Origin of the sequence: Kibdelosporangium persicum, assembly GCF_013280595.1 — a bacterium.
Classification (GTDB): domain Bacteria; phylum Actinomycetota; class Actinomycetes; order Mycobacteriales; family Pseudonocardiaceae; genus Kibdelosporangium; species Kibdelosporangium persicum.
The window spans coordinates 58745-84296 of the sequence record NZ_JAAATY010000030.1; the positions used below are offsets into that span (position 1 = coordinate 58745).

Sequence of the window (25552 nt, forward strand, 5' to 3'; positions counted from 1 at the left end):
GGTTGAGCGGCCGCGCTAGCAGGCAACTAACGCAACTGTCAAGGGTGCTTGATGCCCAGAATCCTAGCTCTCGGGTAAGGGCGCACGGAAAGTGGGCAGAGCAAAGACGCAGTCTAGCCAAAATAGCGGCGACTGTCCAGGGGTCGCAGACACGACCCCACGCTCACGACAACAGCGTGACCCTGACCGGTTCTCCAGTCAAGGGGCCACGCGGTGTTCACCCACGTGGACGAGCAAATCCAAGCCTGTTGGACCAGCTAGCGGGGGATAGAGGCTACCAGGTGTTCGACCGTTTCGTTGATCAAGGGTAGGCACAGCGAGTGATGGGGCACGCACAGATCCTCGAGCACGCCGCCCAGCGCGGCCTCGAAAACCCGCACCGCCGGGGCCGGAAAAGGTGACCGACACCACACCACGAAGTCGTAGTCGGCGGCTTCCCAGGCGACCGTGTCCTCGACCCGGCTCATCACGTGGTGCTGGACGTGTTCGTGCCGCAACTGGCGGGCGGCCCGGTAGCGGGCGAGCTCGTCGAGCACCGGACGGACGGTGATCACCAGGCTACTGGCGCGCACGGCGGCCGACTCGGCCATCCGCGCGATGGTGATCGCGTCCTCCGCGGTCCGGCCGTCCACCTTCGCCAGCGTGTCGATCGACGACTCGGGGTCCGGGCGGGACCGGGCGCCGATGGTCAGCGTCGCCGGGCCGAGGCGCTTGACGAGCGCGTCGACGACCTCCGTCTTGGCCGGAGTCGTCGCTCCGGTCACCGCGACGAGGGTTCCGCGGTGCGAAGGCAGAGCTATCTTCATCGCGCTCGGGACGCTACCGGCCGTCGCCCGTGATCAGCGGCGTTCGCGCGCACGGTTCACTCGACCGTGTCCGCCGCCCTTTGCCGGCGAGGTCGTCTTCCCGACCTGCGTCCTTCGTGAAATTCCGTACTGCCCTTACCCGATGCTCTGATGTACCCCGAGATTCGGGGATTCAATCCACTTACGAAGTGGCGGCCGGTTCGGCGATTTCGGTGAGCGCCTCCACGACGTGCCGCAGCCAGTCGGTCAGGTTCCGGTCGTGCACGAAACGAGCCGGATCGGTCCTGGGCATGGTGTGCCGGTGCGGTTCCGTGCCTGCCGGAACCGGCCACACGCCCGCGGCGACCGCGAACACCGTGCGCATGTTCGGCACGGCGGCCTGCCAGGCGTCGATCTGGTGACGTTCCCGCAGGACGACGACACCGCCGGTCTCCGGCAGCGAATCCAGCACGAGCCGGGCGCCCGCGTAGAGCCAGCGCACCACGTCCGGTTCCCACCACAGCCGGACCGGTTCGGGTTCCTCCTCCGGGATGATCTCCCGCAATGCCGCGACCAGCGGCGGATATTCGGCGGGCGTGGTGGCCAACGGGATGCCGATTGCCTCGGCCGTGGGGTCGTCGCTCGTATATTTGGTATACCGCCACTCGAGCAACTCGCCATATCCGGCCATTTGCCTGCGCAGCCATGCCACCGCGTGCGGGCTGAACACACCGATCAGCTCGTCACCGGCACGGTCCCAGCAGACAGTGAGGTGCACAGATCCACGAATACCCGAGGATCAATTCCTACGCCACCGATTCATTCGAATTCATACGCCGATCCGATGACCGAGTCCGCCCGGTGGGACCGCTGTGGTCGTTCGATGAAGTCCTCGTTACGTGGAATGGAAGAAACGTGGACCAACGAGCACCGCGGCGGCACACCACCGGGATGGCGTCACCGGGGGTTCTCGAAGAAGTCCAGTTTGACGATCTTCCATTTGCCGTCGACGCGGCGCATGTCCATGGCGAACTGGGTGGGGCCGCCGGACGGTTGCTTGTCCGCGCGGGTGCCGACCTGGTCGGCGAAGACCAGGACACGCGCGTCGTCGCCGGCGAGCCGGACCACGCCGACGTTCACCGGGTTGACCACGACCTGGAGCTTCTGGTTCTGGATGTCGGCCTCCAGGGCCTTCATCGACTTGTCGTACTGGTCGACGGCTTCGCCTGCCAGGTACTCCTTGGCGCGTTTGGTCGCACCGGGCATGTCGTCGAACTTGTACGACAGCACCGCGGTCACCGCTGTGTTGGCGGCGCCGACGACGTCCTTGGTGGCGTTGACGTCCGCCAGCACCTCGTTGCCCGAGCCCACCCTGGCGTCGCTGACCTTCTGCGTGAACCAGAACCCGAGGCCGCCCAGCAGCAACGCCACGACCACCAGGATCACCGGCACCGTCAGGTTCGGCCGCTGCCGCTCCGGCTCGGCTTCGGCCGAGTCCTCGTCCGGCTCCTCAGTGGCTTTCTCCGAAGGGGCTTTCTCCGAAGGGGCTTCCGCCGAGGCGGGTTCCTCCGAAGCAGCGGGCTCGTCCGGTTTTGCGGGCTCCGGCACCGGCTCGGACCACACCGTGTCCTGGTCGGCCGTGTCCTCGACGAACGGCTGCCGGTCGACCGGATCCTGGGGGCGCGGTGGCTCCGGCTCGGCGGTCTGGTGGCCGTTGGCGGACTCCTCGCCGGTCACGGGGACGTCGAGCGACGGCGTGGCCTCTTCCTCCGAAGGGCGCCGGTGCAGGCCCGCGACCTTGGGGCGCCGGGACGGCGGGGTGGCGGGACGGCGGCGAGGGGGTGGCACGGTCGGTGTCCTTCCGGGAACTTCTGGCCGGGAACTACTGGCCGGTGGCGGAGTACGGGACCTGGCGCAGCGCTTTGACCTTCCAGCCGTCGTCGGTCTGGTCGAGCGCGGCCTCGATCCGCAGCCGCTTGGTCGTCGGCGCCTTGTCGCTCTCCTTCACGGTCGTGTCCACCACGACCAGGAGGCTGGCCTCCTTCTTCTGCAGGTTCACGTCGGTCACCGCGGTCTCCCGGACCGCGGCCGTGGTGACCACCTTGGCGTCGGAGATCCGCTTCTTGAAGTCGGCCTGGTTCTTGGCGTAGTCGTCGTGCACGGCACCGGTCGACACGTCCAGGAAGCGCTGGTAGGTCGCGTCCACGTTGGTGTGGTCCAGCGAGGTCAGGGTCGCCACGGCGGCGGACCCGACCGTGCTGACCTCTTCCCGGGTGCGCCGCACGTCCGAGTCGTCCCCGCTGGCCGCGGCCCACCAGACGCCGAACACCGCGGCGAAGACGCCCGCGACCACGACCAGCGCGATCGAGCCGTACAGCAGGTAGCGGTTCGTCATGATCCTCCGAGCGTCTGCAACAGGTCGAGCGGTCCGGCCGTGTGCGGCTCGCCGAGCACGCCGATCAGGCCCGCGGAGCCCTCGGCCAGCTGCTCGCCCGGCCTGCCCGCGTTGGCGTGGATCTGCGCCTGCGACGGTGCGGCGATTTTCCCACCGTACGGCGCGTTCTGCGCGCCACGCACGTTGATCGGGCTGCCGACCGGTTCCGCGCAGTATGCCTTCTCGTTCGTCGGGGCAGGCGCCACGTCGTTGCCCGGCCGCCGGGTGGTCTGCTCGTAGCCCTTCACGCACGGCGGCGGGTTGAAGATGTTCAGCGCCAGGCCGAGGTGCGCGGTGCCGTCGCCGGGGGCCACGGTGTTCGCACCGACCGCGACCACCGGGTACGTGACCAGTGCCTGTTCGAGGCCGGCGGTGCGGGTGACCAGGATGTTCGACGTGGTCAGCAGGTTCGCCAGGACCACGCTCAGCCCGGTGCCGGACTCCCGCAGCAGGCCGCTGACCTGCTCGGCCGCCTGCGGCGTCGCGGCGATCAGCCTGCGGATGTCGCCGTCGGAGTTCTTCAGCTGCTCGTTCAGCTGGGCCAGGCTGTGGGAGAAGGACTTGATGTTGCCGGACTCCGCGTTCTGGGTGTCCAGCACGGTCCCGGCGTTCTCCAGCAGCTCGATGGTTTGCGGCAGGTTCTCCCGCGCGGCCTTGGTGAACTCGCCGGTCGAGTCGAGCAGCTGCGCCAGGTCCGGGCCGGTGCCCGCGAACGCCTTGTCCAGCTCGTCCACGACCGTCTTCAGCGACTCGGTCGGCACCGAGACCACCAGGTCGTCGAGGTCCCGCAGGACCTTGTCGGTGGACAGCGGCGTCTTGGTCCGGTCGGCCAGGATCACCGAGTCGCCGCTGAGGTACGGCCCGGCGTCCTTCGCCGGTTGCAGGTCCACGAACTGCTCACCCACCGCGGACCGGTTGGCCACCACCGCCTGGAGGTCCGACGGGATGCGCGGCGCGTCCGGCCGGATGTTCAGGTCCACTTCGAGGCCGTCGCGCGTCAGCCGCATCTCGCCGACCCGGCCGACCTGCACCCCGCGGTACGTCACCTCGGCGTTGGTGAAGATGCCGCCGGAGTCGTGGAGCTGAAGCCGGACCGTGTAGCCGTCCCGGCCGAAGACCTTTCCGACGTCGGTGAACCGGAACAGCGCGTACACCACCGCGACGATCGCGATCACGAAGAACGCGACGATCTGCAACCTCGTCCGCTTGGTCAGCACCGCTGGCCTCCCAGGATCGAGCCGAGCAGGCCGCCCGCGTTGGAGCACGGCTTGCTCGGGGTGCTGGGCTGGTTGCCGAGGTCCGGCACGCCCAGCGGCGGCGGCGCACCGGGCTGGGCGCCGTCCTGGCCGCCCAGCAGGTCCCCCACCAACGGGATGTCCTGCAAGGGGTTCTGCCTGCTGCGGGACAGGTTGTTCACCACTTCCTGCAGGTTCAGGTCGATCTTGGCGTACAGGTTGAAGTAGTCGCCCTTCACGCCCGCGACCGCGGAGTCCGGGAACGGGAAGCTCAGCAGCAGTTCCAGCGCCTTGGGCAGGTTCGCGCCCGCCTCGCTGAGCTTCTGCAGCGTCGGGGTGAGCGCCTTGAGGTCCGCGACGACGTCCGCCTTGCTCTGGTTGATCGTGCCGACCGCGACGTCGGAGAGCTGGTCGAGGTTCTGCAACATGGTGACCAGCTGCGGCCGCTGCTCGGCCAGCACCTGCAAGCCGGGGCCGATCTCGTCGAGCACCTGGGCGATCTTGTCCTTCTGCCCGTCCAGCGTGCCCGACAGCTTGTTCAGGCCGTCCAGCGCCTTGGTGATGTCACCGCGCCGGGCGTCGAGGCCGGACACCAGCTTGTTCGTGTTGGTCAGCAGGGCACGCAGTTGCGGCTCGTTGCCGTCGGCCACCTGGTTCAGCTCGTTGGCGATGGTCCGCAACTGGTCGACGCCACCGCCGTTGAGCAGCATCGACAACGCACCGAGGACCTCTTCGACCTCGGTGTTGCGGTTCGTGCGGTCCAGGCCGATGTACGCGCCGTTGGCGAGCTTGCCCTGTTCCTTGCCCGTGTCCGGCGCGGTCAGCTCGATGTACTTCTCACCCAGCAGGCTCGACTGGCGCAGCCGGGCCAGGGAGTTGCCGGGCAGGTCCACGTCGCCGCGCACGCTCATGGTGACCTCGGCGGTCCAGCCGTCCGGCGCGAGGGTGATCGCCTCGACCCGGCCGACCGGGACCTCGTTGACCTTCACGCCGGACTGCGGCACGAGGTCGAGCACGTCCCGGAACTGGGCTTTCACCGTGTACGGGTGGTCGCCGAGATCGGCGCCGCCGGGCAGCGGCAGGTCGTAGATGCCCTCGAAGCTGCACGAGCTCAGCAGCAGCGCGCCCGCGCAGGCGCCGACGATCATGCGCATCCTCATCGGCCACCTCCCAGCGGAACCGGGAACTGCGGCACGAACCCGTTGCTGTAGGCGTTGAGCACCTGCGGAACCGACGGGATGCCCTTCACGAGCGGCGCGGCGGCCTTGCAGGCGTCGGACAGCAGCGTCGGGATGTCCTTGGGCGTGCCCTGTTCGAGCAGCTTGCAGATCATCACGATCGGCGGCTGGGTCAGCTCGTTGAGGTTCGCCCGGGCGTCCAGCGTTCCGGACGCCGCGTTGTACGTGTTGTAGACGTTGCTCAGCGCCAGCGGGGCGACGTCGAGCACCTCGGCGAGCGCGGCCCGCTGGTCGACGAGCACCTTGGTGACCGACGCCAGTTTGTCCACGTTGGACTTCAGGCGGTCCCGGTTGTCCCTGATGAACGCCTGCACCTGCTCCAGCGCGGTCGACAGCTGCTGCACAGCCTGCGCGAGGTTGGTGCGCTCGGCGGCGAGGAACTTGCTCACGTCGGCCAGCTGCTGGGAGAACTGCCGGACCTGCTGGTCGCTCGCGGCCAGCGTGCCGGTGAACCTGTTCAGGTTGTCCACTGTGGAGAACAGCTGTTCCTGGCTGCCGGACAGGGTTCTGGCCGCCTGGCCGAGCTGTTTGATCGTGTCGTGGGTGGCCTGGCCGTTGCCTTCGAGGTTCTTGGCCAGCGTGTCCAGCAGGTCCGACAGGGCGCCGTCCTTGTTGGCGCCGTTGGGACCGAGCGTGGTGCTCACCCGGTTCAGGCTCTTGTAGAGCTCGTCGACCTCAAGCGGAGTCGCGGTGCGCTGACGCGGGATCGTCGCACCCGAGTTCATCTGCGGGCCGGCCACGTAGGCGGGCGCGAGCTGCACGTACCGGTCGCTGACCAGCGAGGGCGCGACCACGACCGCGCTGGCGTCCAACGGGATCGCCCGGTCACGGTCGACCAGCAGCTCGACCTTGACCTGGTCGCCCTGCGGCTCCACCTTGTCCACGGTGCCGACCGCGACGCCGAGCACGCGCACGTCGTTGCCCTCGTAAAGGCCGACCGCGGCACCGAAGTACGCCGTGATGCGCTTGCTTCCGCTGTCGGTCAGCACGTACCACAGCACCACCGCGGCGGCGAGCGCGAGCACACAGGCGATCGCGACGCCACGTCCGAGGTCGCGCCCCTGGCGCGTTTTGAACGTCATGGCGCACACCCCTGCGGGTTGATCGGGCCGACGGACGGCGGCAGCAGGCCGCAGATGTAGTTGTCGAACCAGCGGCCGTTGCCGAGCGTGTTGGTGAACTGGCGGACGAACGGGGCGAACTTCTCGATGCCCTTGCTCAGGTCGTCCTGGTTGCGCTGGAGCATCGCGGTGAACTGGTCCAGCTGCGCCAGCACCGGGTCCAGCTGCTTGGAGTTGTCGTCGACCAGGCCTTTCAGCTCAGCCGACAGCTTCTTCGTGCCGTCGAGCAACGCGCTGATCGCCTGTTTGCGCTTACGGACCTCGTCGAGCAGCTTGTTGCCGTCCTCCAACAGTTTCGCCACTTCGGCGTCCCGGTCGGCCAGCGTCTGCGAGATCCGCGCGGTGTTGCCCAGCAGCTGCGCCAGTTGCTCGTCCCGGCTGGAGATCGTCCTGGACAACGCCGACAGCCCGTCGAGCGCGCCCTTCACGTTGTCCGACGTGTCGGCGAACGTCTGCGACAGCACCTCGAAGCTCTTGGCCAGCTGCGGCGTGTCGACCGCGTCGACCGTCTCGGCCAAGCCGCGGAACGCTTCCAGCACGTCGTACGGCGCGATCGTGCGGTTGCGCGGGATCGGCCTGTCCGGGTCGAGCGTGCCCGAGCCGTCCGGTTCCAGTGCCAGGTACTTCTGCCCCAGCAAGGTCTTGATCTTGATGGCCGCCCTGGTCCGGTCGCCCATCCAGGCGTCCTTGACCTTGAACGAGACCAGCACCGAGTCGCCGTCCAGGTCGACGTCGGTGACCTTGCCGACCTTCACGCCCGCGATGCGCACCTCGTCGCTCGGCTTGATGCCGGCGGCCTCGGAGAACTGGGCCTGGTAGGTCGTGCCGCCGCCGATGATCGGCAGGTCGTCGGAGTAGACCGCGGCCAGCAGCACCAGCGCGATCACCACCAGACCGGTGACGCCGATCGTGATCGGGTTGCGGGAACGGAAGGACCTCATCCTTTGCACCTCGGCTGGGAGACCGGCGCGACCGGGATGCTGATCGGCTGGGTGATCAACGGCGGCAACGAGACCGACCCCGATGCCGAACAGAGATAGAAGTTGAACCACGAGCCGTAGCTGGCTGTGCGGGTCAGCGTGGACACCTTCTCCGGGAAGAACTGGAAGAAGTGCTCGACGATCTGCTCGTTGTCGTTGAGGTTCTTGGTCAACGTGCCGAGTGCGGCGATGTCGTTCCTCAGCGGCTCACGGGCCTCGTCGAGCAAGCCCGCCGTGGTCCCGGCGAGCCCGGACAGCGCCTGGATCGCGTCACCGATCGGCTTGCGGTCCGCGGCCAGTCCGGAGACCAGTTGCTGCAACTGGACGACGAGGTCGCTCAGCTGCTGGCCGCGGGCGTTCACCGTGTCCAGCAGGCTGTTCAGGTTGGTGATCACTTCGCCGATCACCGCGTCCTTGTCCGCGATCGTCTTGGTCAGCGAGGCGGTGTGCGACAGCAGCGATTCGACCGTGCCGCCTTCGCCCTGCAGGACCTGGATGATCTCGTAGGACAGCTTGTTCACGTCGTCCGGGGACAGCGCTCGGAACAACGGCTTGAAGCCGTTGAACAGTTCGGTCAGGTCCAGCGCGGGCCTGGTGCGCTCCAACGGGATCGTGCCGCCCGGCTCGAGCAACCCGGTGCCGGTGCCCTGGCTGAGCGCGATGTACCGCTGGCCCACCAGGTTGCGGAACTTGATCGTCGCGGTGACACCGGCGGGCAGCCTGCGGCCCGCGTCGACCGAGAACCTCACCTCGGCCTGCTTGCGGTCCGCGATCCCGACCTCCTCGACCTGGCCGACCCGGACGCCCGCGATGCGCACGTCGTCACCGGGCAGCAGCGACGTCACGTCGACGAACCGGGCCGAATAGGTGTTGGTGGAGCTGAGGTTCGTGTTCGCGATGCTGATCGCCAGCACGGCCGTGGCGACCACGGTGACCACGATGAACAGCGTCAGCTTGATCATCGGCGCGGCAAGGGTGTTTTTCATGGTTGCCGTCCGATGAGAGTCGGGATCGAGGTGGTTCCTGGCGGTGCCGCCGGATCGCCCCCATACCGGGCGTATTCGGGTGATTCGGCGGTGCCGCCAGGGGCCGCCTCGGCCCGGCTATCGCGGACGGGCAGCCATGAAAGACACCCTCTGCCCCTCATCGGGCGGTCACCTCCGCTCCCCGGAACACCGGCGCGGCGAGCATCGTCGTCCACGCGGGCACCTGATCAGGCCGCATGCCCATCCGGTCGGCCATCATCGCGGCGACGAACTCCTGCTCGGTACGGGTGTTCGCGAGCCCGAAGCCGGACGGGGACGTCTGGCCGATCAGGCTCGGCGGCAGCACGCCGTCCTGCGCGGACCGGGCCGCGGGCGGCTGCGTGGAACCGTCCTTCAGCGGGCCCTCCGGTGGATGCTGCGGGAACGGGTCCGGGAACTGCTTGAAGTCGTAGCAGCGCGGCCCGCGCTTGTCGGCGTACCGCGGCTCGTCCTTGCCTGGCTTGTAGGCGCCGCGGTTGACCGTGATCTCGATCGTGGCGTGCAGGCCGGGTTCGTCCGTGCCCTTGCCGAAAGCCTTGTCCAGCACCGGGATCGTCTCGGCCATCTGCCGCAGGAAGCACGGGTACTCCGGCGCGTACTTGGCCAGCAGCTCCAGCGTCGGCCGGGAGGTGTCCGCGAGCTGGATCAGGTTGTTCTTGTTCACCGCGAGGAACGTCCTCAGGTCGGTGCCCGCCGTGGTGACACTCGCGTACAGGTTGGACAGGTTGGTGCGCTGCTCGGCGAGGGTCTTCGACGTCGTCGTCAGGTCCGTCAGCGCCTGCACCAGCTCCGGCGCGGCCGCGCTGTAGGTGTCGGAGAACTTCACCAGCGCCTGCAGGTCGTGTTGCAGCTGGGGCACGTGCGGGGCCAGTTCGCCGACGTACTGGCCGAGGTCGGACAGTGTCTCGCCGAGCGATTTGCCCTTGCCCTCCAGCGCGGTCGAGATCGCGGTCAGCGTGCTGGACAGCTTCTGCGGCTGAACCGCCTGCAACACCGGCAGAAGGTCGTTCAGCGCCTTCTCCACCTCGATCGCGGGCGCCGAGGTGTCCTGCTCGATCACCGCACCGTCCGAAATGGACTGTGCCGAGCGGTTCGCCGGGATCTGCAGCGCCACATAGCGTTCACCGAACAACGTCTTCGGCAGGAACCGCGCGGTGACGTCGCTGGGCACCAGGTTCGCCTTGTCCGGGTCCAGCGCCAGCGTCAGCTCGGCGCCGTGCCTGGTCGGCGTGATCTTCTCGACCGAGCCGACGATCAGCCCGCGCACCTTGACGTCCGAGCGCTGCTGGAGCTGGTTGCCGACCTTGTCGGCGGTCAGCGTGACACGCACGAACGAGCTGAACGACTTGTTGAAGAACGCGACACTCAGCACCACGAAGCCGATCAGCATCGCGATGAACACCAGGCCCAGCAGCCTGCGGCGGATCGTGCTCATCCGGCGATCCTCACGGTCGTCGTCGTGCCCCAGATCGCCAGGCTCAGGAAGAAGTCGAGCAGCGTGACCGCGACGATCGTCGTCCGCACGGCACGGCCGACGGCGACGCCGACGCCCGCCGGGCCGCCGCTGGCGCGGTAGCCGTAGTAGCAGTGGGTCAGGATGATCAGCACAGCGAAGATCAGCACCTTGCCGAACGACCAGAAAACGTCCTGGGGCGGGAGGAACAGGTCGAAATAGTGGTCGTACGTGCCCGCGGACTGGCCGTAGAAGTAGACCGTGATCGTCCGGGACGCGACGTACGAGGACAGCAGACCGATGATGTACAACGGGATGACCGCGATGAACCCGGCCATGATCCGGGTGGTCACCAGGTAGGGCAGGCTCGGCACGCCCATCACTTCCAGCGCGTCGATCTCCTCGGAGATCCGCATCGCGCCGAGCTGGGCGGTGAACCCGGAGCCGACCGTCGCGGACAACGCCAGCCCGGCGACCAGGGGCGCGATCTCGCGCGTGTTGAAGTACGCCGAGACGAACCCGGCGAACGCGGCCGTGCCGATCTGGTTCAGCGCCGCGTAACCCTGCAGGCCCACGACCGTGCCGACGAACAACGTCAGCCCGAGCATCACGCCGATGGTGCCGCCGATGACCGCGAGCGCGCCGCTGCCGAAGCTGACCTCGGCCAGCAACCGCATGGTCTCGCGCATGTACCGGGTTGCCGCGCGCGGAATCCACGCCAGTGCCCTGGCGTAGAACGACATCTGGTCGCCCGCTTTGTCCAGCATGTCCAGTGGCTTGCGGAGCTGGTCGGAGACCGCCATGTCTCAGCTCCCCTTCGCCGGCACGACCGTCAGGTACACAGTGGTCAGCACGAAGTTCACGAAGAACAGCAACAGGAACGTGATGACCACCGACTGGTTCACCGCGTCACCGACGCCCTTGGGGCCGGGAGCGGGGTGCAGGCCGCGGTAGCAGGCGACCACACCGGCGATGAACCCGAAGATCAGCGCCTTGATCTCACTGATCCACAGGTCCGGCAGCTGGGCCAGGGCGGAGAAACCGGCGAGGTACGCACCGGGCGTGCCGCCCTGCAGGACCACGTTGAAGAAGTAGCCGCCAAGCACACCGACAACGCTGACCAAACCGTTGAGCAGCACGGCAACGAGCATCGACGCGAGCACACGCGGCACGACGAGGCGCTGCACGGCGGAGACACCGAGCACCTCCATCGCGTCGATCTCCTCGCGGATGGTCCGTGCGCCGATGTCCGCGCACATCGCCGAGCCACCGGCACCGGCGACGAGCAGCGCGGTCACCAGGGGTGCGGCCTGCTGGATGATCGCCAGCACGCTCGCGGCACCCATGAACGACTGCGCGCCGAGCTGCGTGACCAACGATCCCAGCTGCAACGCGATGACCGCGCCGAACGGGATCGCGACCAGCGCGGTCGGCAGGATCGACACGCTCGCGATGAACCAGGACTGCTGGATGAACTCGCGGAACTGGAACGGCCGCTGGAAGAACCCGCGCACGACGTCAAGCCCGAGGGCGAACATCTGCCCTGTTTCCCGAAGCGCGCCGGCACCAGGGAAGGACGACCTGGTGGAGCGAACTGTCACGCGCCACCACCCGGACCGTGCTGGGGCGGCTGCCACTGGGTCGGCGGGATGTCGGCGACGTTCAGGTCACCCTGGATGCGTTCGCTGTTCAGGTTGCCCCGCGGCGCCGGTGACGGTCTGCGTCCGGCCGGGACAGTCGCCATCGTGTGCGGGCGCACGCCGTAACGCCGCTGCTCCTCGGGCGTCAGGCTTTCGATGATGCCTTCCTGCGCGGCAGGCGGAAGCGTGTGCAGGATGCTCATCACCCGGTCCTTGCGGCGCCGGACGCCCATCCGCTCGGGCAGCCCCGGGGTCGGCTGCAACTGCGGCACGACACCACGAACGTCCTCAGTGGACCCGTCGTGGTGACCGGCGTCGGCCATGGCCTGCTCGGCGGCCATCGTGGCGACGTCCTTCTCCTCGGACATGCCGATCGGGCCCATCCGGCGGCCGTTGAGGAACTGCTCGACAACGGGCTCGTCGGAGGTCAGCAGGACCTCGCGCGGGCCGAACATGACCAGCTCACGGCGGAACAGCATGCCCAGGTTGTCCGGAACGGTGCGCGCGAGGTTGATGTTGTGCGTGACGATCAGGATGGTCGCGTCGATCTGCGCGTTCAGGTCGATCAGCAGCTGGCTGAGGTACGCGGTGCGGACCGGGTCGAGACCGGAGTCCGGCTCGTCGCACAGGATGATCTCCGGGTCGAGCACGAGCGCACGGGCCAGACCGGCTCGTTTGCGCATACCGCCGGAGATCTCACCGGGGAGTTTCTTCTCCGCGCCGGTGAGGCCGACCATCTCCATCTTCTCGAGCACGATCCGCTTGATCTCGGTCTCGGACTTCTTGGTGTGCTCGCGCAGCGGGAAGGCCACGTTGTCGTACAGGTTCATCGACCCGAACAGCGCGCCGTCCTGGAACAGCACGCCGAAGAGCTTGCGGACCTCGTACAGCTTGTGCTCGGAGCACGAGACGATGTCGACGCCGTTGATCACGCACTTGCCGCGGTCGGGCTTGAGCAGCCCGATCATGGACTTGAGGAAGACGGACTTCCCGGTCCCTGACGGGCCGAGCATCACGCTGACCTCGCCAGGCGGCAGTGTCAGGGTGACGTCCCGCCAGATGGTCTGCCGACCGAAGGACTTGGTGAGACCCTCGACGACCACTTCGGCGCCCATCGACCCTCCCGAGCTCGCTTCCTCTTCACCCCAACGACTGAGGCCGGTCGGGGTTACTACCTGGTACGGCGGACTGTCGGATCTGCCACCCGGACCTGCACCCTAGACCAGGCGGCGCAGCGGTAAGCATTCACTACGAACGGATGCTGTGCGTAACGGGATCATCTGGATACCGTCAGTTGTCTTTTCCCTGCTTCTTCCCTGCAACGGACGGAGAATGGACATGGGTAAGCGTCTGGCCGCGTTACTCAGCGGAGTCCTGGCAGCCGGTCTGGTCCTGGCGTCGCCCGCGAACGCGAGCGGCACACTGACCGGGGTCCCGGCCTACGAAGGCAGCGGCATCCAGGACCCCGCACTCGTCGGAGCCGACCCGGTGCGGCCCGGTCACAAGATCGAGGGCTTCAGCGGGATCGGCATCCAGTCCATCATCGGCCCGGACAACCGCGTCAGGGTCAGCCCGACAACCACCTTCCCCGCCCGCGCGACCGTACTGATCACCCGTACGTCGGGCGGAGTGGAACGGCAGCACTGCACCGGCTGGATGTTCGGCCCGTCACTCGTGCTGACTGCCGGGCACTGCGTGTACGGCAGCGGCGCGTTCTACACAGGACTGCGTTTCTACCCCGGTTACGACGGCACGACCGCGCCTTACGGCTCGTGCACCGCGACCCAGCTGCGAGCCAGCTCCGGCTGGATCAGCTCAGGCTCCGCCGACCACGACTACGGCGGTGCGAACCTGAACTGCACCATCGGCAACACCGTCGGCTGGTACGGCGCGTACGCCACGACCGCCTCGCTGAACGGCACGCCCACGACGATCCAGGGCTACGGCGGCGACAAGAACAAGCAGCAATGGCTGTCCACTGACCAAATCCGCGTATCCAACACCCTGCGGCTCTACTACCAGAACGACACCATCGGCGGAAACAGCGGCAGCGCGGTCGCGACAAACCGCCCGGCCGGTTCCCCCGGCTGCTCCGGCTGGTGCTCACTGGCGTTCCACGCCTACGGCGGCTCCCAGAACAGCGGCGCCCGGATAACGGCCGCCCGCCTGACCGAGGTCACCGGCTGGCGGTAACCCCACCGCGCGTGTCCACCTTTGCAGCACCCGTGTCCACCACTCCGGCACCCCGAAAACCCCGTTCCGGCACCCCGAATCCCCAACCAGCCCGACTAGGGAATTTCACAGTGCCGCAACGGTGGACACGGGGTGCCGCAACGGTGGACACGGCGTGCCGCAACGGTGGACACGGGGTGCCGCAACGGTGGACACGGGGTGCTGGGACGGTGGAGACGCGAAGAGCCCCGAGGTCGGCCTCGGGGCTCTTTGGCTGTCTGTTCCAGCATGGCTGGTTGGGTGAATTACCGCGTGTCCGCCTTAGCGGGTGGCGTGAGTCCTCCATCCGACTCGCTTCCAGCTGGCTTGCTTCTCGCTGTTCGCCGCGGATGGAGCGACTCACACGCCGCAAAGGCAGACACGCGCGGACACCCGTCACCGACTCACATGGCTCGCTGCGCTCGCCTGTTCGTCGATGTTGCTCGGGTGTTACTTCAGGGTGATCTTGGCGCCGACGGCCTCGAGCTTCTCCTTGGCGGCCTCGGCGGCCTCCTTGGCGACCTTCTCCAGAACCGGCTTCGGGGCGCTCTCGACCAGCTCCTTGGCCTCCTTCAGGCCCAGGCCCGAGACGACCTCGCGGACGACCTTGATGACCTGGATCTTCTTGTCGCCCGCCGACTCCAGGACGACGTCGAACTCGTCCTGCTCCTCGGCCTCGGCCGGAGCGGCGCCGCCGCCACCGGGGCCCGCGACGACCTGCGCGACCGGGGCAGCCGCGGTGACCTCGAAGGTCTCCTCGAACTGCTTCACGAACTCGGACAGCTCGAGCAGCGTCATCTCCTTGAACGCGTCGAGCAGCTCGTCGGTGCTGAGCTTCGCCATGATGGCGGCTCCTTTCTTTCAGCTAAGCGGGTGGGGGTGAACTTCAGCTCTCGGCGGGAGCTTCCGCGGCTGCCTTCTTCTCCTGCAGCGCGGCGGCCAGGCGGGCGACCTGCGAGGCCGGGGCGTTGAACAGCCCGGCGGCCTTGGCGAGGTTGCCCTTCATCGCGCCCGCCAGCTTGGCGAGCAGCACCTCACGGCTTTCCAGGTCAGCGATCCGCGTGACCTCGTCCACCGAGAGCGGGCGGCCCTCCATGTAGCCGCCCTTGATGACCAGACCCTTGTTGTCCTTCGCGAAGTCACGCAGAGCCTTGGCCGCGTCGACGGGCTCGCCGTCGACGAACGTGATCGCCGTCGGACCCTCGAAGAGGGCGTCGAGGCCCTCCACTCCGGCGTCCTTGGCGGCCAGCTTGACCAGGGTGTTCTTCGCGACACGGTAAGACGCGTTGGTGCCGAGAGCGCGGCGCAGCGTGGTGAGCTGCGACACGGAGAGGCCGCTGTACTGCGTGACGACGGCGGCCGAGCTCGTACGGAACTTGTCCGCGATCTCGGCGACTGCGGCCACCTTGTCCGGCTTCGCCATGTTCGCCTCCTCTCTGGGCTACGACCGCTTGTCCCAGGCCCGGAAAAGACGAAACGCCCGGCGCGCAGGCACGGGCGTGAAGAAAGAAGGCACTTCTTCGCTCAGCTCGTTCCTCCTGCGCGGGCCACCCTTGCGGGATCTTCATCTTCACGGGGGAAGAGACCAGCGGTCTTCGGTAGAACGGCCACAACGATACGGGACACACGGCTGCCTCTCCAAATCGCCCCCGGCATGATGGGGACGTGGCCGAAGACGAGCGCCCCAACCACCCGGCTCCGATTGACCCTGAGCAGCAGCGTCAGTTCGAGCAGTTCCAACAGTTCCAGCAGTTCATGAAGTTCCAGGAGATGCAGGGACAAGGGCAGCTGCCGCCCGCCGCGCCCGCCCGCGGGACCCCGCTGTGGAAGAAGATCCTGTTCAGCAAGGCCCTCCGCAAGCTGGTGGTGTTCGCGCTCGTGGTCATCGGCCTGATCTGGGCGTACGACTACTACTTCGGCCCGCCGCCGGACGACAACACCGTGCAGGGCGGCGCCGGTCCCGGTTCGCCGAACGACCCAGGGCGTGAGCCGGGCAGGCCCAACGAGGTGGTCGACACGCTGTACCGGAGCATCGCGCTGGGGCAGCCGCAGGTCGCGTGCTACCTGTTCACCAAGGAAGCCGAGGCCGCGTTCGCCCGCAACTTCGACGCCCCGGACTGCGCGGCGGCCGTGGCGAAGCTCAGGCCCGAGGTCGCCGCCCTGACCAGGGTTCCCCGGGTGGACACGTCCGGCAAACAGATCATCGAGGTCGACTCCTGCACGCTGGCGGTCAAGCCGGGCACCACCACGCTGGGCACGTTCACGTTCACGCCGTTCGGCGCGGCATGGATCATCTCCGGTCACCAGACCAAGGAGTGCGCCACGACCACGCCCACGACCGCCCCGAGGACCACCGTCACGTCGCGCTAGTTCAGCACCGCACACGCCTGGAAAGTCAGTGCCGGACCGACGCGGTGATGACCGCCTTGACGGCCTCGGTGATCCGCTCGACGGCCTGGTCCGGATCGGGACTGCCGACCTCGAGCCACGTCATGGTCGCCTCGACGGTCACGGTCAGCGCCAGGTGCGCGGCCCACGTCGCCCATTGGGCGTCCGGGATCACGTCGCGCATCCGGTGTTCGAGCGTCTCGATCAGTTCGGCCCGCAGGGCGTCGATGTCCGCGCGGAACTCGGCTTCCCGGGCGGCCTGGTGGAACAGCAGGCGGAACTCGGCGGTCTCCTTGGCCGCCCACATCACCAGAGCGCCCACAGTGGACTCGGTGAGTTCGTCCCCCGTCGCCGCGGCAAGCCTTTCGCCTGCGCGCTCGCAGGCCGCCCGGTACAGGTCCGCTTTGGACTCGAAGTGCCGGTACAGGATCATCCGGCTGATCCCGGCCGCCTCGGCGATCTCCTCCAGCCCGGTCGACGCGTAGCCACGGTCGGCGAGAACCCTGGTGGCGCACCCAAGAATCTGTTCCCGGCGGTCCGCCCTCGCCAGCTTCACCCGTGTCACACCTCCATGTACACAAGCGGTGTATACGGCGTTGTAACACCAACGGCCGAAAAGAAAGGCGGACCCGTGAGTGGGTCCGCCTTTCTCGTGCCTTGGGCCGCTCAGACCGCGGCGGCCTCGTCGGCGAGCAGGTTACGGGTACGAGCCGGGTCCACCGGGATACCGGGGCCCATCGTCGTGGTGAAGGTGACCTTCTTCAGGTACTTGCCCTTGGCCGAGGACGGCTTGGCCCGCAGGATCTCGTCCAGCGCGGCGGCGTAGTTCTCGACGAGCTTGTCGTTGTCGAACGAGGTCTTGCCGATCACCAGGTGCAGGTTGGCCTGCTTGTCCACCCGGAAGTTGATCTTGCCGCCCTTGATGTCCTGCACGGCCTTGGCCACCGCGGGGGTGACCGTGCCGGTCTTCGGGTTGGGCATCAGGCCACGCGGGCCGAGGATCCGGGCGATCCGGCCGACCTTGGCCATCTGGTCCGGGGTGGCGATCGCGGCGTCGAAGTCGAGCCAGCCACCCTGGATGCGCTCGATCAGGTCCTCGGCGCCGACCGCGTCGGCTCCGGCGGCTTCGGCCTCGGCGGCCTTGTCACCGGTGGCGAACACGATGACCCGGGCGGTCTTACCGGTTCCGTGCGGCAGGTTCACGGTGCCGCGGACCATCTGGTCGGCCTTGCGGGGGTCGACACCCAGCCGGATCGCGACCTCGACGGTCGCGTCCATCTTCACCTTGGAGGTCTCCTTGGCGAGCTTGGCGGCCTCGAGCGGCGAGTACAGCCGCTCCTTGTCCACCAGCTCGCTGGCCTGACGATAGGCCTTGCTGCGCTTTGCCATCTGTCGTTCCTCACTAACAGTTGTGGTAGCGGGCCGCGCGAGGCCCTCCCACGTGTCTTGCGTAAAGTTCTATTCGACCGTGATGCCCATCGAGCGGGCGGTGCCCGCGATGGGTATTGATCGACACTGTGCCGCCTGGTCGATGTCGTTACCCACCGACCACACCATCAGACTTATTCGACCGTGATGCCCATCGAGCGGGCGGTGCCCGCGATGATCTTGGCCGCCTGGTCGATGTCGTTGGCGTTGAGGTCGGCCTGCTTCTGCTGGGCGATCTCCTTCACCTGGTCCCAGGTCACCTTGGCGACCTTGGTGCGGTGCGGCTCGCCGCTGCCCTTCTCCACACCGGCGGCCTTCAGCAGCAGCTTCGCGGCCGGCGGGGTCTTGAGCTTGAAGTCGAACGACCGGTCCTCGTACACGGAGATCTCGACCGGCACCACGGTGCCACGCTGCGACTCGGTCGCGGCGTTGTAGGCCTTGCAGAACTCCATGATGTTGACGCCGTGCTGGCCGAGCGCCGGACCGACCGGCGGAGCCGGGTTGGCCTGGCCGGCCGTGATCTGCAGCTTGATGATCGCCGCAAGCTTCTTCTTCTTGGGTGGCATTCTCGTATTCCTGTTTCCTGCGTGGGTCCGCGCGACGAACCTGCCGTGCCGCCGCGCGGCCGCCGACCTTCAAGCCGAGAGGCCGGTCAGATCTTGGAGACCTGGCTGAACGACAGCTCGACCGGAGTCTCGCGGCCGAAGATCGACACCAGGACCTTGAGCTTCTGCGCGTCCGCGTTGACCTCGTTGATAGTCGCGGGGAGCGTGGCGAACGGGCCGTCCATCACTGTAACCGACTCGCCGACCTCGAAGTCGACCTCGACGGTCGGCTTGGCGGCGGCGGCAGGCGCCTTGCCCGCGGCCGGCTTGCTCTGCTCGACCTGCGGCAGCAGGAACTTCGCCACCTCGTCGATGGTCAGCGGGGACGGCTTGGAGGTCGCACCGACGAAGCCGGTGACCCCCGGGGTGTTGCGGACCGCGCTCCAGGAGGGGTCGTTGAGGTCCATCCGGACCAGGATGTAGCCGGGCAGCACCTTGCGCTGCACCTGCTTGCGCTGGCCGTTCTTGATCTCGGTGACCTCTTCGGTCGGCACCTCGACCTGGAAGATGTAGTCCTCCATGTCGAGGGTCTGGATACGGGTCTCGAGGTTGGTCTTGACCTTGTTCTCGTAGCCCGCGTAGGAGTGGATCACGTACCACTCGCCCGGCGCGCGGCGCAGTGCCTCACGCAGCTCGGCGACCGGGTCCTCCTCCTCGGCGACGGCCTCTTCCGCTTCCGCAGGCGCGGCGGGCTCCTCGGCGTCGTCGACGACGTCCTCGTCGGTCTCCGCCTGGTCGAGGAACTCCTCGTCCTGAGTGGCGACGACCTCGTCGTCGGCCGGACTGGGCAGCCCCTGGCCGCCAGCGGCGCCGTTCTCGGAGGTCACAGTGATCTCGCTTCCTAATCTCTACATCTCGCGTGCGGCTTGCTTACCCGAAGATTGCCTGCACGCCCTTGCCGATGCCCAGGTCAAGCCCGGCGATGATGGCGACCATCACGGCGAGGAAGACCAGCACCACCGCGGTGTAGGTGATCATCTGCTTACGGGTCGGCCAGATGACCTTGCGCAGCTCGGCGACCACCTCTTTGAGGAACCGGACGAGGCGCGCGAACAGGCCGGGGCGCTTCTCCTTGCCGTCCCGTGACGGGGTGGCGCGGCCCTTCTTGCCCTCGGCCTCGGTCTCGGCCGCCGGCTTGCCCTTCGGCTTGGCCTTGGCGGCCGGTGCGGCGTCCTTGCGCGCTGCGGGGCGCGCCGACGCACGGCGCTCGCGCCGCGCAGCGGCGGTGACCGGACGGGACTGAGGCTTCTGGTCCTCTTCCCGATCCTTGCCCGGCTCCTCGCTCACGCCAGTTCCTCCGCTCGCCAGCCTTGACCTTCGTTGCAGGGGCGACAGGACTTGAACCTGCAACCTGCGGTTTTGGAGACCGCTGCTCTGCCAATTGAGCTACGCCCCTGTGGTGACCCGAGGACCACCGGTGGACGAGATCCACTGTCCCCACTCTGTCAGGTCTGACCGCGTGGGGCAAAGTGACTTTCGTTCCGAGTTCGAAAGTGTACGGCAAGCCCGTCCCGGGCCTGAAATCGCGGTCACCCCAGCCGCCGTGCGCACGGCCCGATCTGCGACGATGCTGCCATGGCACGTGTCTCGGCAAGGATCGGTGGCATCAGCGAGTCGGCGACCCTGGCGGTCGACGCCAAGGCGAAGGCGCTCAAGGCGGCGGGCCGCCCGGTGATCGGCTTCGGCGCGGGCGAGCCGGACTTCCCCACCCCGGACCCGATCGTGCGGGCGGCCGTCGAGGCCGCGGCCGATCCCCGTAACCACCGCTACACGCCCGCGGCGGGCCTGCCCGAGCTGCGGGAGGCGATCGCGGCGAAGACCAAGCGCGACAGCGGCTACGACGTCGAGGCCGGCCAGGTCATCGTGACCAACGGCGGCAAGCACGCGGTCTACCAGACCTGCGCGACCCTGCTCGACCCCGGCGACGAGGTCATCCTGCCCGCGCCGTACTGGACCACCTACCCCGAGTCGATCACGCTGGCCGGCGGCGTGCCGGTGCCTGTGGTGACCGACGAGACCCAGGACTACCTGGTCACGGTCGAGCAGCTGGAAGCGGCCCGCACGCCGCGCACCAAGGCGCTGATGTTCGTCTCGCCGTCCAACCCGACCGGCGCGGTCTACCCGCGTGAGCAGGTCGAGGCGATCGGCCGCTGGGCGGTCGAGCACGGCATCTGGGTGATCGCCGACGAGATCTACGAGCACCTGGTCTACGACGGCGCCACGGCCGAATCCATGCCGGTCGTGGTGCCCGAACTGGCCGACACGTGCGTGATCGTCAACGGCGTCGCCAAGACGTACGCGATGACCGGCTGGCGGGTCGGCTGGATGATCGCCCCCAAGGACGTCACGAAGGCCGCGGCGAACCTCCAGTCGCACCTGTCCTCGAACGTGGCGAACGTGTCCCAGCGGGCCGCCCTGGCGGCCGTTTCGGGGCCGCTGGACGCCGTGCGGGGGATGCACGTGGCGTTCGACCGCCGTCGCCGCACGATCGTGGACATGCTCTCGGCCATCCCGGGCGTGGAGGTGCCGACGCCGAAGGGCGCGTTCTACGTGTACCCGTCGGTGAAGGGCCTGCTGGGCAAGGAGATCCGCGGTGTGCGCCCGCAGACCAGCGTCGAGCTGGCCGCGTTGGTGCTGGAGCAGGCCGAGGTCGCGGTGGTGCCCGGTGAGGCGTTCGGAACCCCCGGCTACTTCCGGCTGTCGTACGCGCTGGGCGACGACGACCTGGCCACCGGCCTGACGAGGATGGGCGACCTCCTGCGCGAAGCCAGGTAAACACCTCGTGAGTGTTTATCGGTGTTCTAACGCCGATAAACACTCACGAGGGGGGTTAGGGGAGGCGCAGGACTGCCTGGGCTTTGCCGAGGACGGTTTTGCCCTCGAACTTGGCGGTGATGTCGACCTTGGCCGTGCCGTCCTCGTTGATCTCACGGACTTTGCCGGAGAGCTCGACGGTCGCGCCCTTGTCGTCGTTGGGAACGACGACGGGCCGGGTGAACCGCACGTAGTACTCGAGGATGTTGCCCGGGTCGCCGGTCCAGTCGGTGAGCACACGCCCGGCGAGCGCCATGGTGAGCATGCCGTGGGCGATCACGTTCGGCAGGCCGACTTCCTTGGCGAACGGCTCGTTCCAGTGGATCGGGTTGAAGTCCAGCGCCGCGCCCGCGTAGCGGACCAGGTCCTTGCGGGTGACGTGCACGGTGAGCGACGGCAGTTCGTCGCCGACGGCGGTCATGCGGGCACCTCTTCGGGCTTCGCTGCCTCACGCACCACAAGCTGGGCACGGGTGACCACGACGACCTGGTCGTCCGCGTCGCACAGGTCCGCGCGCAGGTTGATGAAGTCGTTGCCGGCCCGGTACATGATGTCGTCGATGTGCACGATGGCACGCAGTTCGTCGCCCGCGTGCACCTGCCGGTGGTACGTGAAGCTCTGGTCGCCGTGCACCATCCGGCTGTAGTCCAGCCCCAGGTCCGGATCGGTGATCACGATGTTGATCGCGGCCAGGTTGATGATGGTGAGGAACGTCGGCGGGGTGACAACATCCGGATACCCGGCGGCCTGTGCGGCAGCCGGGTCGGAGTACAGCGGGTTGTCGTCGCCGATCGCCTCCGCGAACTCCCGGATCTTCGCCCGGCTCACCTGGTAGACGGGTGATGCGGGGTACGTGCGTCCGATGAAGGAGGGATCGAGAGCCATGAGGAACTGGCGCTCAGCGAGTTTCCTTGTGCGCGCGGTGCGTGCCGCAGTTCGGGCAGAACTTCTTCAGCTCGATGCGGTCCGGGTCGTTGCGCCGGTTCTTCTTGGTGATGTAGTTGCGGTGCTTGCACACCTCGCACGCGAGCGTGATCTTCGGTCGCACGTCAGTGGCAGCCACAGCAGTACCTTCCTAGCTAAAGCGGGGTTTCCCGACACCCCTCAGGTCCTCCAGGCGAACCTTCGGGGGTCCAGGGGGCTTGCCCCCTGGGCGGGGTCTGGGGGTCGCACCCCCAGTGTAATGCGGAGCGATGAAGGCTCGCGCTTTCGCGAGCACACCTCTCCCAATCGCGTAGCGGTGGCCGGACTTGAACCGGCGACACAACGATTATGAGCCGTTTGCTCTACCACCTGAGCTACACCGCCACATGGATCTAGCCGCGATGCCACATCGATGACATCACGGCTGGGCCCACCGAGCCCCAATACGGAATCGAACCGTAGACCTTCTCCTTACCATGGAGACGCTCTACCGACTGAGCTATTGGGGCGTGCTCTAGGAGCGAGGAGAACTTTACACACCCGCTCCAGGGATTAAAAACCGGGGGTCGGTTTCACGCCAGCAACGTGAGCACGGTCTCGTCCAACCGGCCCGGGGTCTTCGTCGTGCGGGCCTGCAACCAGGCTTCCAGCCTGCTCTCCGACAGCGGCCGGGAGATCAGGTAGCCCTGGATGACGTCGCAGCCCATCGCGGACAGCTGGTCGCGTGCCACGTCCTCCTCGACGCCCTCGGCCACCACGGACAGGCCCAGCGAGTGGCCGAGCTCGACGATCGAGCGCACCACGGCGAGGTCCGACAGGTCCGTGCCCATGCCGAAGACGAAGCTCTTGTCGATCTTCACCTCGTCCACGGGCAGCTGACGCAGGTACGCCAGCGAGCTGTAGCCGGTGCCGAAGTCGTCCACCGCCAGGATCACGCCGAGCGCGTGCAGCCTGCGCAGCACCGGCAGGGCCTTCTGCGGGTCGGCCATCACGCCGGACTCGGTCAGCTCCAGCGTCAGCAGCTCGGCGGGCACGCCGTAGCGGGTCAGCAGGTCCGAGACCTGCTCGGGGAAGTCCTGTTCGGCCAGGCTGCGCACGGAGATGTTGACCGCGGCGGAGATCCGCAGGCCCTTGTCGAGCCACCTGCGGACCTTGGTCAGCGCCTGCTCCATCACGAACCCGGTGAGCGCGCCGACCAGGCCGGCGGCCTCGATGGCCGGCACGAACTCGTCCGGGTCGAGGTTGCCGTACTCCGGATGCGTCCAGCGCACCAACGCTTCCACGCCCAGCACGTTGCGGCTCGGCAGCGCGACCTTGGGCTGGTAGTGCACCTTGACCTGGCCGGTCTCCACGGCGTGCCGGAACTGGGTGACCAGCTGGAACCGGCGCAGGAAGATCTGCCCCATGCTCGGCATGTACGCCCGGACCGGCTCGCCGCCCGCCTTGGCGGCACGTACGGCCACATCCGCGTGCTGTAGCAACGTGTCCACGTCGACGACCGTGCTGTCGTCCTCCATCGCCGCGGAGACGAAACCGACGACCGCTCCGGCGTCGAGCGTGAGGCGTTCCACGATGTACGGCGCGATCAGCATGTCCCGCAGGCGTTCGGCGAGGGAGTGCATCTCGTCGATCGGACGGCTGTGCAGCAGCGCCGCGAAAGCCATGCCCTCAAGCCGGGCGATCATGCTCTCCGGGCCGAGGGTGTCCCTGATCCGGCGGGCGGCCGCGGAGACCATCCGGTCACCCCAGGCGTAGCCGAGTGCGTCGCTGACCGTGGACAGCACGTCGAGGTCGATCCGCACGACCATGGCCTGCGGGTCGGACCGCAGCGCCTCGGTGGCGGCCTGCCGGAAGCCTGGCCGGTTGAGCAGGCCCGTCAGCGGATCGTGGTACGCGTCGTGCCGCAGCCGCGACAGCAGCCTGCGGTTGTCCAACGCCGTCGCCAAATGGCTGGCCATGGTGCCGATCAGGCGCATGTCGGCCGTACCGAAACCGCGCCAACGGCTCTGCCTGTCGTGCGCTTCGACGACACCGAGCAGGTGGCTCGCGCTGCGCAACGGCACCACAAGCGCTTCCGTCGCGTCCCTGCGCAGCAAGGACTGACGGATCTCAGGCATCGCGTCGATCCGACGGAAGTGCCGTACGTGTGATCCAGGCAGGCGCAGCAACGGGTCGCCCTTGGCGCCCATGACCTCTTCGGCTTGGAGTTCCTGCGGCAGATCCGTACCCGCGGTCACGGTTCGCATCGGCGCTTGCGGATCGAACCTGATGTGCAGCACGACCCGGGTCGCGGACAGCTGGTCCTTGATCCGTTCGGCGATCGCGTGCCACTCGTCGTCGGCCACGTTCGCGGAGATGTCGTCGAGCCCGGTCGCCGGTTTCGCGGCGGCCTGCTGGCCCGACCGCGCCACGATAAGGCTGACCTGGGACAACGCCTCAAGGTCACGCTGGTCGCGGAGCAGGCCCGAGTAGGCGACGTACAGGGCGCCGAAGCCGGAAAGTGCGAGCAGGATCAACGGCCAGCCGCCCTCTTCCTGAACGGCCACCACGTAGCCGACGACGCCGACCGCGGAGTTGACCATGCCGAGCACCAGGGTCCGGCCGACCAGCAGGACGCCCGCGGAAAGCCGCATCCGCCTGCCGAGGACGTGCACCGTGACCAGGCCGAGCAGGGTGCTTGAGACCGGTGCGGCGAAGGCGCCGACGAACGCGCCCGCCCAGCTCGGGCCGGCGCCGTCGAGGCCGACCTGGAACGCGTTCAGCACGGCGAAGGCGGTGCTGATCTCGATCACCAGCACACCGGCGTTGTAGAGCACGCGGTCATGCACGCCACGGATGAGCAAGGTGCTCACACCGGCGATGACGTGCGCGAGCAGCACGAGTTCGAAGGGCGCGACGAACAGGCCGATCGCGAGCGGGATCTCGGTGAACGAGATCGACCAGCTCACGCCGCTGCGGACGTCGACGTTGACGGCGAGCTGTTCGGCGACCAGGAAGCCGACGATCAGCAGCAGGCCGGTCCAGATGTGGCCGCTGTTGTAGTCCGTCGGCGGCAGCCACCACGAGACCAGTAGCGCGGCGAGCACGCCGATGATGACGACGCTGACTGAGTAGAAACGGAAACGACGGACAAGCGGGGTCTCATCTACCGGCTCCACGGCATCCGGTCGCTCCGCCATGCCGCCTCCTCGTCCCACGGGGGTACGGGCATCTCGGGTGCGTCGCGGCATCACCACAGCGTCACCACAGCTTGCGCAGTCGGGCTACTGTA

General features: G+C 67.7%; 27 protein-coding genes and 3 tRNA genes. 3 read left to right on the top strand and 27 right to left on the bottom strand.

All coding sequences use genetic code 11. The features are described 5' to 3' along the window. Positions 1 to 257 precede the first annotated feature (257 nt). The 13 genes from GC106_RS36935 to GC106_RS36995 all read right to left on the bottom strand — a co-directional run bounded on the left by GC106_RS36935 (position 258) and on the right by GC106_RS36995 (position 13026). Positions 258 to 806, bottom strand: a complete 549-nt coding sequence (locus GC106_RS36935; protein WP_173140211.1) for a hypothetical protein — start codon at positions 804 to 806, stop codon at positions 258 to 260. Positions 807 to 987: 181 nt separating this feature from the next. Next, positions 988 to 1563, bottom strand: coding sequence for a DUF2017 family protein (locus GC106_RS36940; RefSeq protein WP_173140214.1), 576 nt, complete (start codon positions 1561 to 1563; stop codon positions 988 to 990). Positions 1564 to 1742: 179 nt separating this feature from the next. Continuing rightward, a complete protein-coding gene (locus tag GC106_RS36945; protein ID WP_173140216.1) occupies positions 1743 to 2633 on the bottom strand; it encodes a hypothetical protein in 891 nt (296 codons plus the stop codon). 34 nt (positions 2634 to 2667) lie between these two features. Continuing rightward, positions 2668 to 3180, bottom strand: coding sequence for an Rv1363c family protein (locus GC106_RS36950; RefSeq protein WP_173140218.1), 513 nt, complete (start codon positions 3178 to 3180; stop codon positions 2668 to 2670). After that, entirely contained in the window at positions 3177 to 4436 is a 1260-nt protein-coding gene (locus GC106_RS36955) for an MCE family protein (RefSeq protein WP_173140220.1), read from the bottom strand. Before GC106_RS36955 ends, GC106_RS36950 begins: the two co-directional genes overlap by 4 nt. After that, entirely contained in the window at positions 4430 to 5614 is a 1185-nt protein-coding gene (locus GC106_RS36960) for an MCE family protein (RefSeq protein ID WP_173140222.1), read from the bottom strand. Before GC106_RS36960 ends, GC106_RS36955 begins: the two co-directional genes overlap by 7 nt. Further along, complete coding sequence (locus GC106_RS36965) at positions 5611 to 6774, bottom strand: MCE family protein (RefSeq protein WP_173140224.1); 1164 nt, start codon at positions 6772 to 6774, stop codon at positions 5611 to 5613. The genes GC106_RS36960 and GC106_RS36965 overlap by 4 nt, the downstream gene beginning before the upstream one ends. Next, positions 6771 to 7754: an MCE family protein gene (locus tag GC106_RS36970; RefSeq protein WP_173140226.1), complete on the bottom strand. Its 984-nt coding sequence runs from the start codon at positions 7752 to 7754 to the stop codon at positions 6771 to 6773. The genes GC106_RS36965 and GC106_RS36970 overlap by 4 nt, the downstream gene beginning before the upstream one ends. Beyond that, a complete protein-coding gene (locus GC106_RS36975; RefSeq protein WP_173140228.1) occupies positions 7751 to 8779 on the bottom strand; it encodes an MCE family protein in 1029 nt (342 codons plus the stop codon). The genes GC106_RS36970 and GC106_RS36975 overlap by 4 nt, the downstream gene beginning before the upstream one ends. A 157-nt stretch (positions 8780 to 8936) precedes the next feature. Then, a complete protein-coding gene (locus GC106_RS36980) occupies positions 8937 to 10253 on the bottom strand; it encodes an MCE family protein (protein WP_173140230.1) in 1317 nt (438 codons plus the stop codon). Further along, on the bottom strand, positions 10250 to 11074 hold the full coding sequence (locus tag GC106_RS36985; protein WP_173140232.1) for an MlaE family ABC transporter permease: 825 nt from the start codon (positions 11072 to 11074) through the stop codon (positions 10250 to 10252). The genes GC106_RS36980 and GC106_RS36985 overlap by 4 nt, the downstream gene beginning before the upstream one ends. 3 nt (positions 11075 to 11077) lie before the next feature. Beyond that, positions 11078 to 11809, bottom strand: a complete 732-nt coding sequence (locus tag GC106_RS36990) for an MlaE family ABC transporter permease (RefSeq protein ID WP_173140322.1) — start codon at positions 11807 to 11809, stop codon at positions 11078 to 11080. Between the two features lie 59 nt (positions 11810 to 11868). After that, positions 11869 to 13026: an ABC transporter ATP-binding protein gene (locus tag GC106_RS36995; RefSeq protein ID WP_173140234.1), complete on the bottom strand. Its 1158-nt coding sequence runs from the start codon at positions 13024 to 13026 to the stop codon at positions 11869 to 11871. Between the two features lie 223 nt (positions 13027 to 13249). On the opposite strand from GC106_RS36995, the gene GC106_RS37000 reads away from it, so the two are divergent. After that, a complete protein-coding gene (locus GC106_RS37000) occupies positions 13250 to 14104 on the top strand; it encodes a trypsin-like serine peptidase (protein WP_173140236.1) in 855 nt (284 codons plus the stop codon). A 468-nt stretch (positions 14105 to 14572) separates the two neighbouring features. Here GC106_RS37000 and rplL read toward each other — a convergent pair whose 3' ends face one another. Then, complete coding sequence (rplL, locus tag GC106_RS37005) at positions 14573 to 14965, bottom strand: 50S ribosomal protein L7/L12 (RefSeq protein ID WP_173140238.1); 393 nt, start codon at positions 14963 to 14965, stop codon at positions 14573 to 14575. A gap of 43 nt (positions 14966 to 15008) precedes the next feature. After that, positions 15009 to 15545, bottom strand: a complete 537-nt coding sequence (gene rplJ / locus GC106_RS37010) for a 50S ribosomal protein L10 (RefSeq protein ID WP_173140240.1) — start codon at positions 15543 to 15545, stop codon at positions 15009 to 15011. A gap of 242 nt (positions 15546 to 15787) precedes the next feature. Between rplJ and GC106_RS37015 the strand changes: the two genes are divergently transcribed. After that, positions 15788 to 16492, top strand: a complete 705-nt coding sequence (locus tag GC106_RS37015; protein WP_173140242.1) for a hypothetical protein — start codon at positions 15788 to 15790, stop codon at positions 16490 to 16492. Positions 16493 to 16517: 25 nt separating this feature from the next. On the opposite strand, the gene GC106_RS37020 is transcribed toward GC106_RS37015, so the two are convergent. From GC106_RS37020 to GC106_RS37045, 6 genes are all read right to left on the bottom strand, one after another. Then, positions 16518 to 17066, bottom strand: a complete 549-nt coding sequence (locus GC106_RS37020; RefSeq protein ID WP_217281425.1) for a TetR/AcrR family transcriptional regulator — start codon at positions 17064 to 17066, stop codon at positions 16518 to 16520. A 110-nt stretch (positions 17067 to 17176) separates the two neighbouring features. Then, entirely contained in the window at positions 17177 to 17899 is a 723-nt protein-coding gene (rplA, locus tag GC106_RS37025; RefSeq protein ID WP_173140246.1) for a 50S ribosomal protein L1, read from the bottom strand. Between the two features lie 173 nt (positions 17900 to 18072). After that, a complete protein-coding gene (rplK, locus tag GC106_RS37030; protein ID WP_037265260.1) occupies positions 18073 to 18504 on the bottom strand; it encodes a 50S ribosomal protein L11 in 432 nt (143 codons plus the stop codon). Positions 18505 to 18590: 86 nt separating this feature from the next. Then, a complete protein-coding gene (gene nusG, locus GC106_RS37035) occupies positions 18591 to 19370 on the bottom strand; it encodes a transcription termination/antitermination protein NusG (RefSeq protein WP_173140248.1) in 780 nt (259 codons plus the stop codon). A gap of 43 nt (positions 19371 to 19413) precedes the next feature. Next, on the bottom strand, positions 19414 to 19830 hold the full coding sequence (secE, locus tag GC106_RS37040) for a preprotein translocase subunit SecE (protein ID WP_173140250.1): 417 nt from the start codon (positions 19828 to 19830) through the stop codon (positions 19414 to 19416). A 36-nt stretch (positions 19831 to 19866) separates the two neighbouring features. Next, a tRNA-Trp gene (locus GC106_RS37045) sits at positions 19867 to 19939 on the bottom strand. 179 nt (positions 19940 to 20118) lie between these two features. On the opposite strand from GC106_RS37045, the gene GC106_RS37050 reads away from it, so the two are divergent. After that, positions 20119 to 21318, top strand: a complete 1200-nt coding sequence (locus GC106_RS37050) for a pyridoxal phosphate-dependent aminotransferase (protein WP_173140252.1) — start codon at positions 20119 to 20121, stop codon at positions 21316 to 21318. 55 nt (positions 21319 to 21373) lie between these two features. Here the strand turns inward: GC106_RS37050 and GC106_RS37055 are convergent, their stop codons facing one another. The 6 genes from GC106_RS37055 to GC106_RS37080 all read right to left on the bottom strand — a co-directional run bounded on the left by GC106_RS37055 (position 21374) and on the right by GC106_RS37080 (position 25511). Further along, complete coding sequence (locus tag GC106_RS37055) at positions 21374 to 21778, bottom strand: MaoC family dehydratase (RefSeq protein ID WP_173140254.1); 405 nt, start codon at positions 21776 to 21778, stop codon at positions 21374 to 21376. Then, positions 21775 to 22242, bottom strand: a complete 468-nt coding sequence (locus tag GC106_RS37060; RefSeq protein WP_173140256.1) for an FAS1-like dehydratase domain-containing protein — start codon at positions 22240 to 22242, stop codon at positions 21775 to 21777. The genes GC106_RS37055 and GC106_RS37060 overlap by 4 nt, the downstream gene beginning before the upstream one ends. Positions 22243 to 22255: 13 nt before the next feature. After that, positions 22256 to 22420, bottom strand: coding sequence for a 50S ribosomal protein L33 (gene rpmG, locus GC106_RS37065; protein WP_033384328.1), 165 nt, complete (start codon positions 22418 to 22420; stop codon positions 22256 to 22258). 172 nt (positions 22421 to 22592) lie between these two features. Continuing rightward, positions 22593 to 22665 (bottom strand) — tRNA-Met (locus tag GC106_RS37070). 52 nt (positions 22666 to 22717) lie between these two features. Beyond that, a tRNA-Thr gene (locus tag GC106_RS37075) sits at positions 22718 to 22790 on the bottom strand. A gap of 63 nt (positions 22791 to 22853) precedes the next feature. Then, positions 22854 to 25511, bottom strand: coding sequence for a putative bifunctional diguanylate cyclase/phosphodiesterase (locus GC106_RS37080; RefSeq protein WP_446684955.1), 2658 nt, complete (start codon positions 25509 to 25511; stop codon positions 22854 to 22856). Positions 25512 to 25552 lie beyond the last annotated feature (41 nt).